Genomic DNA, 17,885 nt, shown 5'->3' with positions numbered 1-17,885 from the left:
AGCAGATTTCTTATCAGACGATTTTCTAAAGCGATGCAAATCTCACTGCGTTCCTATATCAGTCTGGCTATGCGATATTTGTTTCGATTGAATAATATCCTGTACCTATCAACCCGTAAACAACGATCACCTATCAGCGACGTCAATGTCGCCTTGCCAAACTTTATTCTACCACCCTATAATCTCAATCTCTATGAAAAAACTTTACTTGCTTTTATTGTTCTTATTCAGTAGCGCATCTTTGCTGAAAGGACAGGTACTCGTGACTGCCAGCAGTGGTTCGTCCGGTATCACCTACCCCACCCTGGGTGCGGCCTTTCAGGCGATTAATAATGGGGAACACAAAGGAGTGGTCAATGTACTGATCAACAGCTCCATCGTGGAACCGGCTACTGCCCGGCTGAATGCCAGCGGTGGACTCTCCGACTATACGCAGGTGAATATCCAGCCAACGGCCACTGTCATGATCAGTGGCGCCGTAGCCGGACCATTGATCGAATTAAATGGCACACATAATGTTAAGATCGATGGCCGGATAGGCGGAACAGGCGATAGTCGCAGCCTCACGATCCGGAACACGGCTGCAGCTACCTCGGGAACTAATGTGTCGGTGTTACGACTGGCAAATGGTGCACAGGATAACAACATCAGCTGGGTGACCGGACAGGCAGCATCCCTACCTGGGCCCGCCAGCAAGTTTACAGCTGCTATTATTATTATTGGAGGTGCCAATAACACGGCCGGCAACTCGTTTAATATAATCGACAACAATGATATAGGCCCTATCCCCGGTAAGGAATTTAGTCAGGGACTCTTATTAACCAGCCCCGCTACGATTCCCAACATGTACAACCAGATCAGCAACAATCTGATTCATGACATTGTAAGTGCCAATACCGCTACAATGATGACAGGATCTGTTTTTCTGGAGAGTGGCAATGAGTTTACCTCCATCACCGGTAATAGTTTTTACCTGACCAAACCTTATTTGGGATCCTTCTCAGCTATTGCCCAACAATTTATATATGTATTACAGGGAGGCGGGCACGTGATCACCGGTAATTACATGGGCGGCACCGCACCTTTCGCCGGTGGCACACCTGCTACCTATACAGGATACTTAGCAAAGTTCAATGCTATTGTCATCAATAATTTAACGCCGCATGAACCGGTGACAATAGATGACAATGTTATCACCAATATCCAGGTGCCAGCGGCCACCAATTTATCTGAGTTCCAGGGAATAAAAGTAAATGCCAACCGGGCCTACATCGGTACGATATTGGGTAACACCATCGGTTCGCTTACAGATACGGGTGCTATTAGTATCAATTATACAGATTCTGTATCGCGTGCTAAAATTGGCGGGATAGAGTCTACCTGGAATAACCAGGGAGCTGTCACCACAATTCAGCATAACCGGATCGGCGGTATTTTGGTAACCGGGGCGAGGGCCAGCGGCGTGACATTATTTGGCATCCACAGTGCGGTACCTCAGCTGGAGCTATCGGATAACGTGATTGGAGGAGACCTCCCCAACAGCATGCGGCTACAAGTGGTAAACGGAACAATTAACGGTATCTCCCTGCAACATACTGCCCCCATCACCACCGTGGGGTATCCTCCTAACCAGTTTGTATTACAGCGGAACCTGGTGCGGCATCTTTACAATAACGGACGTGGCCTTGTGGAGGTGAATGGTATTGCCTGCACCCAGCTGGCCAAACTGGATAACACCGCCTTCAACACCTTTATCGATAACCGTATACAACAGCTGCATGCTACAAATATCGATGCGGCTAACAGTAACGTCAGCGGTATATTCGTCTACCCACCTGCCAATGACAGTACTTCCTATATAAATTCTCGTATCAGTAATAATGAGATCAGTGACCTGTATACGAAAAGCCGTATCAGTACCGCTACAGTAGCGGGTATACGGGTAACGGCACCATTTAATGTTTCACAAGCAATCGACTCCAACCGCATTTACCAACTGGAGTGTGCCGGTGGAAACCCCAATTCATTTGCCTCTACTGCATTACAGGGGATTACCTTGTTGTCTACGGGTAAACCCGGTGCCAGCATCAGTCGGAATCAGATCTATCAGTTACGTAGCACTGCTTTGGATATATCACCGGCCTACATCAGCGGGATCAATTGTTTTCAAACTATCAGCGGGAATATTGTTATTGCCGCCAACCGGTTATATGATTTCCAGAAAACAAACGGAGGAACCGGCGTAGTAGCCGGGGCCATACTACGTGGCAGTACTGGTAAGGGGAACTTTATACTACAGAACAACATGTTCAGTTTCTCCGCTGCTGATTTGAGCGTATACGGTATCTGGAATAGTCAGGATGCAACCGGTATCGAATTGTATTACAATACAGTGGCCATCAGTGGAAATGCGACGGGTAGCAATGCTTCTGCTGCTTTTCATCGGCTTTCAGGCGTGAGCACCCCTACGTCTTTACTGAATAATATCTTTCACAATACCCGTCAGGGTGGTACAGGAGGACATTATGTATTGATCAACGCCAATGCCACGCCTGCCAGCGGCTGGGATGTTTCCAACTTCAATGATCTTTATAGCACCGCGGCCGCTCCCGTGCTTTGGGGTACTACCGCCCAGGACCTTGCTACCTACCGGCTGACCAGCGGGAAAGATGGTTGCTCCAAGAGCGTAGCGGTTGACTTTGTACAGCCAGCTACGGGCGACCTGCATCTGCAGAATACAACTGTTAACCACACGCTGGGAGGTACCCCTATACCAAATATTACAGAAGACTTTGATGGCCATACCCGGCAGGCCAATCCTGCTATGGGGGCTGATGAGATTAGTATTACCCTGCCCCAGCCAAAAATAGTGGCACTCAGCGACAGCACTACCTGTGAAGGCAGAACGGTATCATTGCGTTCTACGCTTGCCACCAACAATCAGTGGTACCTGAACGATACCTTAATAGCAGGTGCGACTGCCCAAACTTATACAGCTACCCGCACCGGGCTTTATGTTGTAAAATATTCAGATGGTTGTAATACGGTAGCCTCCATACCTAAACGGGTTACTATCATCCCACGGCCTGTTATTACCCGTATTGCGGATAGCTTATATTCTTCCGGTACAGGTACTACGCAATGGTTGTTAAATAATACGGTTATACCGGGGGCCACAACTTACCGGTTCAAGCCCACACAAAATGGCAGCTATACCGTGCGGATAACGGGTCCTGGCGGATGTACCCTGATATCAGATCCATTTGTAATCAGTGACCTGGCTAGTCTGCGCAGTATTGACAACAGCAGCAGTGCAGGAGTAGCCACCTCTGATGCAAAGCAATCTACCCAGGTAACCGGTGTACGTTTATATCCTAATCCTGCGACTACCAGCTTATATGTACAAATAGGTAATCATAACGGCCCTGTGTTGTTACAGGTCTATGACCTGCAAGGCCGGAAGTTACAGGAGCAAAAGGCAACAGCGACAGCTGGCGGCGCGCTGCACCTGGATATACAACGTTTGCAAGCAGGTACTTATCTACTGAGCATACAACGTGCAGGAACAACCGTCACCCAATGGTTCACGCGGATGCAGTAAGCTTAATAGATCGATGCGTGATGGGTTTCAATCAGGAGGGAACAGCATTACCTGATATGGAATAATTTTTTTCCCAATAAAAAATGATGTCTCAACGTTACTGTTGAGACATCATTTTTTTGGCGTGGTATAAATAAAAGTACTGCGACTCTACCTATCATGATAAAAAATCACGTTTTTACGTGATGCCTGCCTCTCACTTTTTCACCTAAATTCAAAGGCTATAACAGCTAAAATCTAATAGTTATGAAAAAGAAACTGAACAAAAAACTCGTGCTGAGCAAAATCCAGATTGCAAACCTCAACGCTGCAGATCAGGCAACACTGAACGGCGGTCTGAAAATTACTAAAACAATCATAGATCCCTTTACCAGCACCGACCCCACCCAACAGACCTTTTGCTATGTTTGTCCGGCTGAGAGTTTTAACATCTGTCACTAAGCACGTATGACCTTTTTTTAAGTGACAGGTCCTTACACCAATGGACCTGCATTTCCAGAAGGCACTATCTTAACCTGTGAGCACGTATCCCAGGACATTTTTTTTACCTCCAAATTTCTATTTACATGAAAAAGAAACAACCTAAAAAACTCAACCTGGCTAAATTCCAAATCGCTGATCTGAACAACACTGAAAAAATAGTGGTTAAAGGCGGAAAAATAGGCACCGTTATCGAAAACCCTACTACAGAGATCACTGAAAGTACCCGTTGTTTTGTTTGTTATTAATCAACGCGTCACACACACTTTATAGAACGACGGTATCCTGTTACAGGATACCGTCGTTTTTACATACAGCAGGAGCGTTCATTCAAACATTTTTAACGCCTTTATCCTTTTCTACTACTATTTCCCACGCAAATCAGATAGCTCAACCCTAAAGCTATTCCCACTGTAGTACCTGCACAGCTGGCCCTATTATATTTGTAATGTTACCCGGTCCACATATGCTAACTAAAACGTACCGCTGAAACCATCGCAATTAGCGCGGCTGTACGATCTGTTTCAATCATGTTTTAAACAACAATCCCTTTATGAATCATTTACTAAAAATGTTACTCTGCGTTGCTGTACTCGGTAATTTCGCAGTGGTACAATCCTGTAAGAAGGAAGATAAACCTATGCCTGTGGCCAACACAGAGATCGATGCCTCAACACTTGCTAAAATAAAATCACAGGGCTTTAGTACAAAGGATGCCCAAAAAGTGGCCGGTGGATATGTGGTGGAAGGAGATATTTTTTTGTCGGAAGAAATATTGAACCAACGTATTGCTTCCCCGGTGATGAAAGTTGCCCATGCAGAACAATACCGTACTGCTAACGTGATTACCGGTCTGCCCCGTACAATTACGATTTCTGTTTCCGGACTTCCACAGATATACAGCACCGCAACAGATGCTGCTATAGCGAGGTATAATGCCCTGGGGCTTCAACTCAGCTTTTCCCGTGTCGCAAGCGGCGGTCAGGTAGAAATCCGGCATTCCAGCCTCGGAGCAGGCGTACTGTATCGCTCCGCCGGTTTTCCCGACAGCAACGGTAATCCTGCCAGCCCTATTCTGCTGAATGCAGATGCCAATGCCCTGGGCAGCAATCCCAATCATGATTATCTCGCAACCGTTATTGCACATGAGATCGGACATACCATTGGCTTCCGTCATACCGATTATTACAACATTTCCATCAGTTGTGGTATCGGAGGCAATGAAGGACCTACCACTGCAGGCGTCGTTCAGATCGATGGCTCACCGGCTACGGCTGAAGCTAACAGCTGGATGCTGGCCTGTATTGGAGCAGGAGTCAATCGTACATTTAATGGCAACGATGCCAGTGCTCTTGATTACCTGTATGGCAGCAGGGTGCTGAATCCTCTACCAGACGGCCTTTACAAGCTGGTGAATAAAAACAGTGGCAAAGTACTGGACGTATCTGGTATTTCACTGGACAATGGCGCTAAAGTGTGGCAATATGGCTGGTTGAACGGCAACAACCAGAAATGGTACCTTACCTACCTGGGGAGCGGTTATTACCGGGTGATGGCACTGCACAGTGGGAAAGTGCTGGATGTTACCAGCGCATCCCAGGAACCAACAGCGCTCATACATCAATGGGAATGGCTGAACGGATTGAGCCAGCAATGGCGCCTGCTCCGCAATGCCGATGGTACCTATGCCCTGGTAAACCGCAACAGCGGAAAAGTAGTGGATGTCTCCGATCTTTCTATGAATGATACAGCCCCGGTATGGCAATATGGCTGGTGGGGCGGTGCTAACCAGCGATGGTATATTGAAAAGCTCTAACCTTTATGACTATACGGACCGGAAAATAACAAGCCCTTTAAACACGCCGTTGTTTAAAGGGCTTTTGCTTGTGGTACCATCAGCTATGGCAGCTACCTGCCGGTTGATGCACCCCATCCTATCTGTCTGATGCCGAAAGTGCGTACATAAATTTTAATATAAGTAGTAATATTGACGCCTGAATTATTTAACTAACTAATAAATTATCAAAATAAATATTTACTTATTACTACCTCCACTGATCGATTGTGCTGATTTTTTCCTTAGAAAAAGATTAGGTTGATAAGTTTAACCATAAAACATGCAAATATTTTGGTCGGGGCACTTATGGCAGCTGTTTTCAATTTCCCGGACTACTATTTCGCGCTTATCGCTTTAATAAAAAATAAAATCCATTATAAAAAATATGAAATCAACTTTTCTCCGGAGCATCTTCTTTTTAATGTTGTTTGCTTTCCAATCCTTATCTGCCCAGCAAAATAGCCCGGCTTCCACCGTGAAGAAATTGTTTGTTTTATTGGGTACCCCTACAGATATGATCAATAAAGAAGATCAGTGCTTCAAAGAAGTAGACGGTATGGATATCCTAAAATTGAACAAACCAGCTATCAGCAAGTATTTGAACCACCTGAAAAATACGGGGCTGTTTTCTCCTGCTTACTTATTAGAAAAAGAAAAATATTACCAGCAACTGGAAAAAGATATTAAAAAAGAAGGCTATGCCAGCAACCGGGATCATGACGAATACACGCTGAGTCAGGATCCGCCGGATAACAAGGACATACTGGCAGCCCTGCAAACCACCACACCGACGATAACCGGCAATAATGCTACGATCACGCTGCGTTTTAAAAATATTCCCGGGTATAAGTTGATTTATAAACTGGTAAAAGACAATAACAGCTGGCTTATTAACGGTATTACTTCTCCAAATTAAAATGCGTGTTGTAAAAAAATAATAACAGACCATCTAGTCGCGTCTGTGCAGCAAAACGGCTGGATCACCCACACTATAGCGCATTACAGCCATATCTCATTATTTCTTATTCATATTTTTTTAATATTGATCATTTTGTCGTTATTAATTTAAGCCTTAATTTTGCGGCCGAATTTAACAACGATAGAACAGAAATGTGGGATAGGTTTTACTTTAGAGTTATTGGCCTTTTCATTTTATTGAACGCCATATTATTATTATCGAAGTCATGGATGTTGGACAATGGAGTACACCACAACGTATTACTCTTCGGAAATCTTGCACTAGCTTCACTTTCAGCGTTTACCTACAATATGAGTCTGAAAGGTGTACAAGCAGAAAGCAATAGTGGATTTTTACTTCGGGTATATGGAGCCATGATCAGCAGGATGATGTTTTGTATGGCCGGCATTGTTATCTATGCCGTTGTCAACAGAGCAAATACCAGCAGGTACACCATATTTTCACTGATGTTTTTCTACGCAGTGTATTCCGTTTGTGAGAATGTGAGTTTGCAAAAAGTTACCAGGCAGAAAAAAAAGCTGTACGCCGCTGGTGATAAGCCTACATCTTATTGTTTTCCTTGTCAGGAAAATGATAGTAAAGGCATACAATCAGCTATGCAAAGATATAAGCATACATCACGCTAATTCGTGATCTGTCACTTCATAGTTAAGCGGCTATTCAAAATTATTTTGAGTAGCCGCTTAAGTCATTTCCAGTATGTTATCTTTATGATTGCATGCGTTTGCATGTGAGCAGGTGTAATCATGAACATTCAATGCCCTAGCCATGAGCAGACAAAACTGGCCAACAGATAAAATCTATTTTCGCCTTTTAAACAACACATCCGATAAAACATATTGGGACAACATTCGTGAACTCCGTAGTCGTGCCAACCGGGAAATATTTGTCAGATGCCATCAACTGGCCATATCCGGCAACGACAAGGAAAAAAAGATCGCCATTGATATCCTCGCTCAGCTAGGGCTACCTCCCAGACCCTTTTACCAGGAAACCATCAAACTATGCTTTGATTTATTACCAACAGTAACGCAGCCAAAATTGCTATCGGCTATCTTGTATGCCATCGGACACAATAACCAGCAACTAAATACCCCTCAATTAGCGACCATCGCCTTATTTAAAGACAATCCCTATCGTCAAGTCCGACAAGCCGTTGTATCTGCTATACTACACGTACAACATAAAGTTGCTATCAGGCTGTTAATCACCTTATCCACAGACAAAGTTGCTGCCATAAGGAGCTGGGCTACTTTTGGCTTGAGCAGCCAGATAACAAGCCATACCAGGGAGATAACAGCTGCTTTATGGAACAGGATTCATGATAAAGATCAGGATACCAGATTTGAGGCTATTGCCGGATTGGCCACGCAGAAAGATATCCGCCTTAAAGCCATACTGCATCAGGAACTGGCTGCAGATAATTTTGGTAGTTTATTATTTGAAGCCATCGTTACATATGAAGACATTACCTTTCTCCCGCTGTTGAAAAAGATAAATAAGACAGCAGATAGCAACAGGGAAGTCAGTGCATCCTGGTTAACAGCGTTGCAGACCTGTATCACAACGCTGGAGGAAAGAAAAAAGCTTTTATCCTGATAAGAGCCGTTTAATTCAATATAATATATACCCCTTAATGTATCCTTTCAAATTTCAGGTGTAGTGAGCAGATTATACATCGACACAAAATAAAAGACGGTACACTCACTGGCGTACCGTCTTTTATTTGATCAGTTATTTTTTCCAGTAATAAGCAACGTAGTTTAGAATTGCCCACCGATCAGTTTATGCACATATTCCATCTGGGTATCCCGTTGTTGCATAAAATCATTGAAGGAAGTCCATACCGTATGGTGTGGAATAATCCCTCTGCCCTCCGGCTGATCCGGTTTTAGCGGTGCATCCTGCTCCACATGTACAATGGAGAACTTGGTTTTTATTTTGGAATACGGTAATTCATAGATCAGTCCCATATGCCCGTTGTGATAATAATATCCGCCAACGGTTTCCACGCCAACAATCGTCACATTATTGGCATAGGCTTTTACGAGAGACGCCAGGTGTGAAGCCGCCGAGGCTACGTTTTCATCAATGAGTAAATACAGCTTGCCTTTAAAACGGGGTTGCTTGGGTAAATACACCGGATTGTGTTTGCTGTCCTGTATATTCCTGCCGTTACGGAATACCGGGAAATAATCCTGCAGCATTGCCTTTCCAGCCACTTTTGCGGCAGAATCCATCCTTTCAGATGTAGATACACCCCAGAAATATTTTTCATAGGGAATGCCGTTACCAAAGATGGTATAGGCCAGTGTATTTTCCTTGAAGCTGGCATCTGTCAGGTACATCATCGGTTGCTCGAAGGTAGGGTCGCTACCACCGGGATTACCGCGGATATCCAGAATCAGGTTGGGAATATTGTTTGTGCTGAGTACCTGGAATACACTGTCGATAAACTTTACATATACCGGAAATGCAGGATCATTGGCATCATCCGCCATGGTGAATATCCGCAGATTTAATAAGCCTGTTGCCGGATTGGCCATTTTAAAGCTGTATTTCGGCTGTACGTTATAATCAATCAGACTATCTACAGGCGCGCTATAGCGCAACGCCAGATTAGCTTTACGTTCTTCCAGTGATACCGCCGGTATCGTTACCGTTTGTGGCTCGGTAGCGCCCGGAGCTATAAACCGGATCGTGTAACTATCTTTGAGTCCGTACTCATACAGGTACCGGATACCATAACTGGTGTTTACGCTGTTCGACCACTTTTGTGTGGTGGTATAACCATCGGCAGTCAGGTATTTGTAAAAGGAAGACATCAGCGCCTTATCCGCTACCCCATTGATGCTCACGATGCGTGCACCCACCGGAATCTGCGGGGTCTTGCTGTTAAAGATGATATTCCCTTCCACATATTTCAGGGCAAAAGGAAAGAAGGACCGTTGCCGGTTGAAATACTTCACCAGGTCGCCGCCAGGTTCTGTATAGTTATGGCAGCTACCTTCAAAATCCGTTAACTGTACAATAACCTTGAAGAAGTCTGTCGTAGACATAGGTTGACGAACCTGGTTGAACGCCCACTGATAGATGCTGTCGATCTGTTTTACAGAGCGGTAGCGGTACAAACCGGAGTTGGCTTTTTTCCGGATATCCAGGAATAACTGCAGGTCTTTCTTCATCTCGCCGGGAGCAAGCTGTCGGTTAACGATGGACAGACTGTCGGATTGTTGTGGTGGCTGAAGGCTGGCAGGTTTGGTTGATTGCGCATTTACCTGATGCGCAAATAAAAGCAAAAACAGTACTTTTTTCATGTGGTTCTAAAGTGTGTCAGGTGCTAAATTTACAAAACCTATTGATTAATCCAAGTTTCCACATTGTACCGAAAGGCTTCCTCATTTATCTGACAAAATTGTGTCAACAGCTAGTGATTCCACTGTAACTGATGCACATCAAATTCCAATACCTGCATACCACTATGCGAAAAGCCCACTTCTATCAATAAGGTCTTTGCTTTCTTCAATTGACGGATAAAGGGTTTGATATTTCGTAAAAAAAGGTAGGAAGGATCTCCCTCCATCGCTCCGGCTGTTACATAATTCGAGGGCGGATTTTTATCAAACCGTACGCGTGCCAACATTCGGCCGTCAATATGTTCCTGTGCAAAAGCCCCCTCACTGGCATGCAGGTACATATCCGTACCGCCATCACTTCTTTTACGAAGCGCCAGGGAAACCACCGCAAAATGAGATACACTCCTGGTACGGGTGCGCTGAGTGGTAGTAGTGGTTGTTTTGGTACGCTGCCGGTTGCGGTTAAAAAAAGAGGTATTTTGCGACTCTTCTTCCTTACGGGAGGAATACCGGTTACGGGTAGCCGTATTCGTTGCACTGGTTACCACTACTTCCTGTTCCTGCGTGGAAGGCAACGACACCTTTTCATTGGCTATTACCGTAGCAATATATTCTTTCCGGGAATTCATCGGATCTTCACTGGTGTCATAAGACCAATTATGCTCCTGTCGATAGGCAGCCTCCCGGGCACGTCGCGTTTCCGCATCCGGTACCACAGGGATACTGTCTTCCGGAGGCGTGGCAGCAGCGGTAGTCTTTGCACCCCCCTTCTTCGGTTTAGGGGTACAAATACCACCCAAAATGGCAATCGCGAATAGCAGCGCTACGCAACTAAATATTACCCATAGGATACCCTTTATCATCTTCCAATAGCCATATTTGTAAAATGGCGGTGCAAGCTAGTAATAAAAATGCAGCAATCCGATATAGTTCAACAGGCATACCGCATTACATGATAACATGCAGCTGATTATTTTTATTGCAAGCCGGCAAGGGCTTTAAAACACCCACCATTTATACCCTGAAGAGAAAGTACTAAATTTAGCCTAAAACCATCGCGTTATGATCAGCAGAAACGAAGAACAAATGATGCAACTGATCCTGGAGGTAGCCAACAAAGATGCCCGGATACGGGCCGTGTTACTGAACGGATCACGGGCAAACCCCAACGTCGCACAGGATATATTCCAGGACTACGACATCATATACGTTGTAACCGACCTCGCCCCTTTTTTGCAGGATCACAGTTGGATCGATATATTCGGTGAACGCATGATACTCCAGCTGCCGGAAGATATGGAGCTGTATCCCCCCAGCCCGGAGCTGGATGGCGCTTTTTCCTATCTGATGCAATTCACCGATGGCAATCGTATTGATCTTATCCTGGTGCCCGTAGCACATCTCCAAAACTTTACGGACGATAGTCTTTCTAAAGTATTATTAGATAAAGACGGACAATACAACCTGGCCGCCCTGCCACCGGCAAGCGATCATAGCTATGTAGTAACCTTACCTTCCGCCAGGGCATTTGGCGATTGCTGCAATGAATTCTGGTACACCAGCGCCGGCCTCGCAAAAGGACTTTGGCGGCAGCAGGTCACACACGTAAAAGGTTTATTTCACCAGGTAATACAGGAAGCATTATTACAAATGCTCGACTGGCATATTGGTTGCCAACATAACTTTACTGTTAACCCCGGGAAGTTCGGGAAGTTTTACCAGCAACACCTCGAACCGGACATGTATGCACGACTCCTGCTGACCTACACGCCTGCCACGGTAGCCGATAGCTGGGCCGCCCTGTATGCTGCTATTGACCTTTTCCGTGATACCGCTTTGCTGGTAGCCCAGCAACTGGGTTATACCTATCCCATGGAAGAGGATCAAAAAGTAATGATCTATTTAAAACATGTGCAACACCTGCCGGATAACGCCAAACGGATATACGAATAAAATAATCATCGCTGTAACAGGGAGGCACCATCGGTTACATCTCCCTGCTACAGCCGTTTTACAGGATCCCCCCTCTTGCCCTCCCTTTCCGCGACGATAAAAAACAGGGCAAAAGATAACCACGCACGCCTGCATTTTATTGCTGGCATCATTCACCTAGACAACAATACCCCATTAGACCAGACACCTATAACAAATACATAATCAATACATTACAAGGTCACATTTTAATCTAGTCCCGTTTTATATGGAGCTGCTTCCCTCCTGCCGTTTATATTTATTGGCATAGACACCCTGATTTCCTGACATCCCCATCTCTATTTTTCATGTACAAAAACTTCATTCAGATTTTATGAAAACACGCACACTGTTTAACCACCAATCATGGGCTGTATTCATTGCAGTAGTTTTATTTTACAGCTTTACCAACACCAGTTGCCGCAAGAATATGCTGGAGCAGGAAGGCTTACAGACAGAACAGCTGAACAAGGATAATTTACTGCTCAACGGCCGGGAATTTACCCTGGTTCCGGATGCCAACGGCCGGCTGTTAATCGACAACGCCAACAACTATTATCAACCTGGGGATATCCTCAATTTAGTGGGTAATTTTTCCGGCGTTTATTTCTACAATTTCAGCGGCACTGCCGCCAATCCGATCCTTATCAGAAATGGTGCCGGTGCCCCTACTGTTATCGGCAATCCGGCCTGGAACGGCGGCTCCTGGGCGGAAGGTCTGGTATTCATGAACTGCCACCATATCAAACTCGGTGGCCGCAACAGTAAATCAGATTTCGTTATCAATGGTTCCACACAACCAGCCAGGGACGCTTATTTCGACCTGATACTCCGGAACCATACCGATAACTTCGAAATCTCCAACCTGACCATCAATAATGGCGGTACAGGTATTCTGGCTAAAACAGAACCTGTATTAAGCGATTCTGCCAGCTGGTACCCTAACTCCTACATGCAGAACCTGCGTATCCATGATGTCACCATCAGCGGCACACAGAATGAATCCATGTACATCGGTCATACCGCTACTTACTGGAACCTCTCCAACAACACCCCCAAGTATGATACAGCATTTACACCCGGACAATTCTACGTACAGCCTATCAAGTGGAACAATGTACGCATCTACAATAACTATGTAACAGGCTCCGGTGCAGACGGGATACAGACAGCTGCCATCGATCAGCTGGAAGTATACAACAACGAAGTCACCAACTGGGCCTTGCAGCACAACTATGGACACAATGGCGGCATCCTGATTGGCGGCCGTACGACCAATACCAATACGCACGACAACTACGTACACGACGGATGGGGTGAAATGTGCCAGTTCTATGGCTCCGGCGAATTCGGTACCCATATCATCCACAATAATCTCTTCCGCGATAACCAGGCTGAAAACAGTGGTATCAGTATGAGAGGTACCCAAAATGCCATCGTACAGATCACTCATAATACGATCTCCAAATCCGGCGGAGCCCTGCTGCGCATCAACGGATACACCGGTCAGAATGGCCCGCAGATCGTAAATGCCAATGCGTTTATTCAGCCCAGAACCGCCGGTGGGGTTATCTATCCCAGCGCCTACATCTATACAGAAAATGGCGGAGCTGTTACAGAAGGTACCGGCGCCAATGTCAATACCCGCTTCCTGACAGTAGCTGCCGCCAATGTAGATGTGAACAACTATTATCTGCCTAACGCAGGTTCACCGATGGGTGCTTCCGGCTACCGGAAAACACCTTGATCTGCTGACTTATAACCATATGGGGAAAAGGTAAATACAGGGATTTCCTGTTCATCCGGATACACTCACCCACTGATTAAAAACAAAGGCCGCTATGTATGCGGCCTTTGTTTTACGTTCCAACATACAAATCATAAATATTTTTTAGTGCTTAGTTTGGAAATTTAAAACAGTTGATTATCTTCGCGCTCCCTGACACAATATCAGTTGCCCAGATGGCGAAATTGGTAGACGCACTGTGTTCAGGTCGCAGCGCCTGCAAGGGTGTGCTGGTTCGAATCCAGTTCTGGGCACAAAAATGGACAAATCGAGATTTACTTCGGTTTGTCCATTTTTATTTTGGGGTAATCCCACGTCCAGTGCGTATATCAGCTTGACGGCCTCATTAAGCCGGACGGTTCGATAATTGATTCCATCAAAAGTGAGTTTTTCAGGAAAAATTGCATCAATGATTTGCCGCTTCTGCCTTAAAACGTGCGCCACACGATGGTTTACAGTGATAGTAATAATAAATTCCGTTTCTACCTGTTAATAAATGACCACATTTTGGGCAAAGCAAGTGCACTAAAAAACGCTCTTATCTGCTTTGAAAATTAATGAAGCCCTGAATACTTTCTCTCGTTTCATCATTTATAACAGGGCTTTCCAAAAGAGACCTCAACATCTCTATCAAGTCACTTTTTCTACCCGGCTCATTCTCTGAATTTATAATTCTGTTCAACATCCAAACAGTAAGACTAGTCGGTTTTCGTTGCAACGACTCGTATAAATAAATCTCATAGCTACCCCGAAATTTCTCTATAGTATGTACTAACGGGCCTGGAGATCCAAAATCAACCTCAGGATATTTCTCCATCATCTGGAATATTGGTGCTATAGCCTTTTCACCATCACCGTTGGCAACTAATAAATCTGTTAACTCGTAGAGAAATAAAATGTTATCATTCTCAGCATCCATCTCATCAAATGGAACAAATTTTTCGAAAATTTCTATAATTTGATCTGTTGTCATATCGTCATGCTTAAACACTCACAATATATAAAAAACACATATCTATTTAGCAATAAATCCAGTTCCGGGCACGAAAGGCTTGTAAGTAGTTTAGCTTACAAGAGCATAAACCGATCAGTGGGGGTGCTGGTATTAATAGGATGATGTTAGTGGCGGACCTGGGTGCAGGCTGATATAAGGTTATCACAAAATAGGGCGTCCAAATGCGGACGGATAAATGTTCGTAAATGAACACAATCAACCTGCCTGAAATGCTCCCCCTTTGCCAGCAAAGGGTTTATAAAGTGGCCGCTAATTTGCCATTCGCTGGTACCTGATTTGGCTGGTACTTAAACTACATTTTACTATGCTTAAAAACTATTTTAAGATCGCCTGGAGAAATCTGACCAGGAAAAAGGGCTATACCGCCATCAATATCACTGGTCTCACAGTAGGAGTAGCCTGCTGTATCCTGATCGCTTTATACGTTAAAGGCGAACTGTCCTATGATAATTTCCACACCAACAACAAAGAGATTTATCGCGTTGCCCATGCTTACCAGTCCGGCTCCGGGGGTAAAAAAGCGGGTCCGGCTCCGGAAGAATACCAGATCTGGGGGAATGCACCGATAGGGGCTGCCCTGCTGGAGGAATTCCCGGAGATTAAAAAAGTAGTGCAGTTTACCAGTCCATCCCAATGGCTGCTACAATACGGAGACAAGCGATTACGGATCGAAAACATCACGTTTGCAGATTCCACCATGTTTGACGTTTTCAGTTGGAAAATGGTGTGGGGCAACCCGGCAACAGCCCTGAAAGCGCCATACAGTATCGTACTCTCGAGAAGTACTGCCCGAAAATTCTTCGGGAATGAGAATCCGGTAGGGAAATCCTTTAAGGCGGATAACGTACATACTTTTAATGTAACCGGGGTAATGGAAGATATGCCCCAGCAATCACATATCGACTATAATGGATTCATTTCCATGAGCACTTTTGTCATATACAGGCCTGAAATCTTTAAAGAATGGGGATACATTGATTTTTATACTTATTTCCAAACCGAAAAAGGCGTGGATATTGCCTCATTACAGGCCAAAGTACCTGGTTTTATAGCCCGTCGCAACCCGCAGGACAAAGAAAACTATCACATTCAATTCGAACCACTGAAGGATGCCTATCTGCATTCCAGGGCGGCACGGCAACCTGGGGTTACCGGCAGTCTGACGAACGTGTATATATTTTCCGTGATTGGTCTGTTCACACTGCTGATTGCCTGTATCAATTTTATGAACCTGTCTACTGCCCGGTCTCTGGAGCGGGCGAAAGAAGTGGGTGTTCGCAAGGCTGTAGGAGCTAACCGGCTGGGACTTGTTTATCAGTTCCTGACAGAATCGATGATGATCTCCTTTGCAGCCGTAGTATTGGGTGTGGTGCTGGCAGTACTGTTGATGCCGGTGGTCAGTGATACCTTTGGTAAAATCCTGGATTACCGTTACTTATTGACCTGGGGTATATTGCCCCTGTTAATCCTGATGCCGGTGATCCTGGGATTGCTGGCTGGCAGTTATCCGGCATGGGTACTGACCCATTTCAGACCCATGGAAGTCCTCCGGGGTAAATTCAGGTCTTCCGGAAAAGGAGTAATGCTGAGAAAAGGATTGGTAGTGGTGCAATTCAGTTTGTCTATCGCACTGATTGCAGGCACCGCTGTGGTTTATTCACAACTGGACCATCTGCAATCGCATGATCTGGGTTTTAATGAGGAACAGATGCTGGTGATCGACTATGGCGGCGATAGTATCATTTCTTCGAAGATAGAAGCGATAAAAGCTATGTTATCCGCTAATCCGGATGTACTGGCTGCATCAGCCTCCCGTTCCGTGCCGGGTGATTTTATTCCGAATGCTTATACCACCCTGGTGGCTCCCACGGGGGAAATGAAAGGTGCCGGTCCGTTACTGTATGAAATAGATGCAGACTTTATACCGATGTACAATATCAAAATGGTCGCAGGCAGGGCTTATTCCCGTGACTTCCCTTCCGACCTCGAACAGGGAATGGTGCTGAATGAAGCGGCTGCACGTGATTTCGGGTATGCACATCCGGCGGATATCATCGGTAAACGTTTTGAACAATGGGGCAGAAAAGGAACAGTGATCGGTGTAGTGAAAGACTTTAACTACGAATCGCTGCATAAAAAAATAGGCCCACTGACGCTTAGAATGGCACCTGCCGAATCGCTGAATAAAATCTCTCTCCGCATTAAAGGCGATCATATCAACCGTACTATAGCTGAATTAGAACGTACCTGGAACCAACTGGCTCCTCAAAGGCCATTCCTCTATACTTTCATGGATCAGTCGTTTAACCTGCAATACCGGGAAGATGGCCGTTTTGGTAAAATGTTTGGCGCCTTTTCTATTCTTACGATACTGATCGCCTGTCTGGGCCTCTTCGGCCTGGCTACTTATGCTACTGAACAGCGGGAAAAGGAGATCGGTATCCGCAAAGTACTGGGTGGTTCTGTGGGCAGTATTGTAAGGTTGTTGTCGTCTGATTTTGTTAAACTGGTGCTGATTGCCATTCTGATTGCCACACCGGTATCCTGGTGGGTGATGAACCGATGGCTGGAAGGGTTCCCATATCACATCAATATTCAGTGGTGGATATTTGCACTGGCAGGTATACTGGCGATATCGGTCGCGTTGCTGACCGTGAGTTCCCAGGCAATCAAAGCTGCCCTGGCAGATCCCGTGAAGAGTTTAAAAGCAGAATAATGATTTCAATGAAAATAAGATGCCCGGAACGAATCGTTCCGGGCATCTGTCATTTTATGATTTCCCTCCGGGGGAAATCCGGTAGTTTATCGGGCTGAATATGGCAACTGCGATTTTCGGAAAGCGCGTCATGCAGAGCTTTGT

12 protein-coding genes and 1 tRNA gene are annotated in these 17,885 nt (G+C 45.3%); 10 read left to right on the top strand and 3 right to left on the bottom strand.

Features of this window, described 5'->3' with window-relative positions; all coding sequences use genetic code 11:
- Positions 1 to 193: 193 nt before the first annotated feature.
- From OL444_RS10970 to OL444_RS10945, 6 genes are all read left to right on the top strand, one after another.
- A complete protein-coding gene (locus OL444_RS10970) occupies positions 194 to 3,601 on the top strand; it encodes a T9SS type A sorting domain-containing protein (protein ID WP_264733162.1) in 3,408 nt (1,135 codons plus the stop codon).
- A 246-nt stretch (positions 3,602 to 3,847) separates the two neighbouring features.
- Entirely contained in the window at positions 3,848 to 4,042 is a 195-nt protein-coding gene (locus tag OL444_RS10965; RefSeq protein WP_264733163.1) for a class I lanthipeptide, read from the top strand.
- Between the two features lie 125 nt (positions 4,043 to 4,167).
- Positions 4,168 to 4,329: a class I lanthipeptide gene (locus OL444_RS10960; RefSeq protein ID WP_264733164.1), complete on the top strand. Its 162-nt coding sequence runs from the start codon at positions 4,168 to 4,170 to the stop codon at positions 4,327 to 4,329.
- Positions 4,330 to 4,634: 305 nt separating this feature from the next.
- Complete coding sequence (locus OL444_RS10955; RefSeq protein WP_264733165.1) at positions 4,635 to 5,897, top strand: M57 family metalloprotease; 1,263 nt, start codon at positions 4,635 to 4,637, stop codon at positions 5,895 to 5,897.
- Between the two features lie 406 nt (positions 5,898 to 6,303).
- Positions 6,304 to 6,834, top strand: a complete 531-nt coding sequence (locus tag OL444_RS10950) for a hypothetical protein (protein ID WP_264733166.1) — start codon at positions 6,304 to 6,306, stop codon at positions 6,832 to 6,834.
- An 831-nt stretch (positions 6,835 to 7,665) separates the two neighbouring features.
- Entirely contained in the window at positions 7,666 to 8,496 is an 831-nt protein-coding gene (locus tag OL444_RS10945) for a hypothetical protein (RefSeq protein ID WP_264733167.1), read from the top strand.
- Positions 8,497 to 8,660: 164 nt separating this feature from the next.
- On the opposite strand, the gene OL444_RS10940 is transcribed toward OL444_RS10945, so the two are convergent.
- The gene (locus tag OL444_RS10940; protein ID WP_264733168.1) at positions 8,661 to 10,214 is read right to left on the bottom strand and encodes a S41 family peptidase; all 1,554 of its coding nucleotides are present in this window, start codon (positions 10,212 to 10,214) and stop codon (positions 8,661 to 8,663) included.
- A 110-nt stretch (positions 10,215 to 10,324) separates the two neighbouring features.
- Positions 10,325 to 11,116 carry a hypothetical protein gene (locus tag OL444_RS10935; RefSeq protein WP_264733169.1) on the bottom strand — a complete coding sequence of 264 codons (792 nt, stop codon included), beginning with the start codon at positions 11,114 to 11,116 and terminating at the stop codon, positions 10,325 to 10,327.
- A 199-nt stretch (positions 11,117 to 11,315) separates the two neighbouring features.
- Here OL444_RS10935 and OL444_RS10930 point away from each other — a divergent pair, with 199 nt between their 5' ends.
- From OL444_RS10930 to OL444_RS10920, 3 genes are all read left to right on the top strand, one after another.
- The gene (locus OL444_RS10930) at positions 11,316 to 12,206 is read left to right on the top strand and encodes an aminoglycoside 6-adenylyltransferase (RefSeq protein ID WP_264733170.1); all 891 of its coding nucleotides are present in this window, start codon (positions 11,316 to 11,318) and stop codon (positions 12,204 to 12,206) included.
- A 352-nt stretch (positions 12,207 to 12,558) separates the two neighbouring features.
- Positions 12,559 to 13,971, top strand: a complete 1,413-nt coding sequence (locus OL444_RS10925) for a right-handed parallel beta-helix repeat-containing protein (RefSeq protein ID WP_264733171.1) — start codon at positions 12,559 to 12,561, stop codon at positions 13,969 to 13,971.
- A 209-nt stretch (positions 13,972 to 14,180) separates the two neighbouring features.
- A tRNA-Leu gene (locus OL444_RS10920) sits at positions 14,181 to 14,264 on the top strand.
- Between the two features lie 284 nt (positions 14,265 to 14,548).
- Here the strand turns inward: OL444_RS10920 and OL444_RS10915 are convergent.
- Positions 14,549 to 14,983, bottom strand: coding sequence for a hypothetical protein (locus OL444_RS10915; protein WP_264733172.1), 435 nt, complete (start codon positions 14,981 to 14,983; stop codon positions 14,549 to 14,551).
- A 346-nt stretch (positions 14,984 to 15,329) separates the two neighbouring features.
- Here OL444_RS10915 and OL444_RS10910 point away from each other — a divergent pair, with 346 nt between their 5' ends.
- Positions 15,330 to 17,741 (top strand): ABC transporter permease, encoded by a 2,412-nt coding sequence (locus OL444_RS10910; protein WP_264733173.1) that lies wholly within the window; start codon positions 15,330 to 15,332, stop codon positions 17,739 to 17,741.
- The last annotated feature ends 144 nt before the right edge of the window (positions 17,742 to 17,885 follow it).

The organism is Chitinophaga nivalis, from assembly GCF_025989125.1.
Taxonomy (GTDB): domain Bacteria; phylum Bacteroidota; class Bacteroidia; order Chitinophagales; family Chitinophagaceae; genus Chitinophaga; species Chitinophaga nivalis.
This window is presented reverse-complemented; position numbering and strand designations above follow the sequence as displayed.

Coding starts and splice junctions, on each gene's coding strand:
- OL444_RS10970 (WP_264733162.1), top strand. CDS start 194: ATGAAAAAACTTTACTTGCTTTTATTGTTCTTATTCAGTAGCGCATCT.
- OL444_RS10965 (WP_264733163.1), top strand. CDS start 3,848: ATGAAAAAGAAACTGAACAAAAAACTCGTGCTGAGCAAAATCCAGATT.
- OL444_RS10960 (WP_264733164.1), top strand. CDS start 4,168: ATGAAAAAGAAACAACCTAAAAAACTCAACCTGGCTAAATTCCAAATC.
- OL444_RS10955 (WP_264733165.1), top strand. CDS start 4,635: ATGAATCATTTACTAAAAATGTTACTCTGCGTTGCTGTACTCGGTAAT.
- OL444_RS10950 (WP_264733166.1), top strand. CDS start 6,304: ATGAAATCAACTTTTCTCCGGAGCATCTTCTTTTTAATGTTGTTTGCT.
- OL444_RS10945 (WP_264733167.1), top strand. CDS start 7,666: ATGAGCAGACAAAACTGGCCAACAGATAAAATCTATTTTCGCCTTTTA.
- OL444_RS10940 (WP_264733168.1), bottom strand. CDS start 10,214: ATGAAAAAAGTACTGTTTTTGCTTTTATTTGCGCATCAGGTAAATGCG.
- OL444_RS10935 (WP_264733169.1), bottom strand. CDS start 11,116: ATGATAAAGGGTATCCTATGGGTAATATTTAGTTGCGTAGCGCTGCTA.
- OL444_RS10930 (WP_264733170.1), top strand. CDS start 11,316: ATGATCAGCAGAAACGAAGAACAAATGATGCAACTGATCCTGGAGGTA.
- OL444_RS10925 (WP_264733171.1), top strand. CDS start 12,559: ATGAAAACACGCACACTGTTTAACCACCAATCATGGGCTGTATTCATT.
- OL444_RS10915 (WP_264733172.1), bottom strand. CDS start 14,983: ATGACAACAGATCAAATTATAGAAATTTTCGAAAAATTTGTTCCATTT.
- OL444_RS10910 (WP_264733173.1), top strand. CDS start 15,330: ATGCTTAAAAACTATTTTAAGATCGCCTGGAGAAATCTGACCAGGAAA.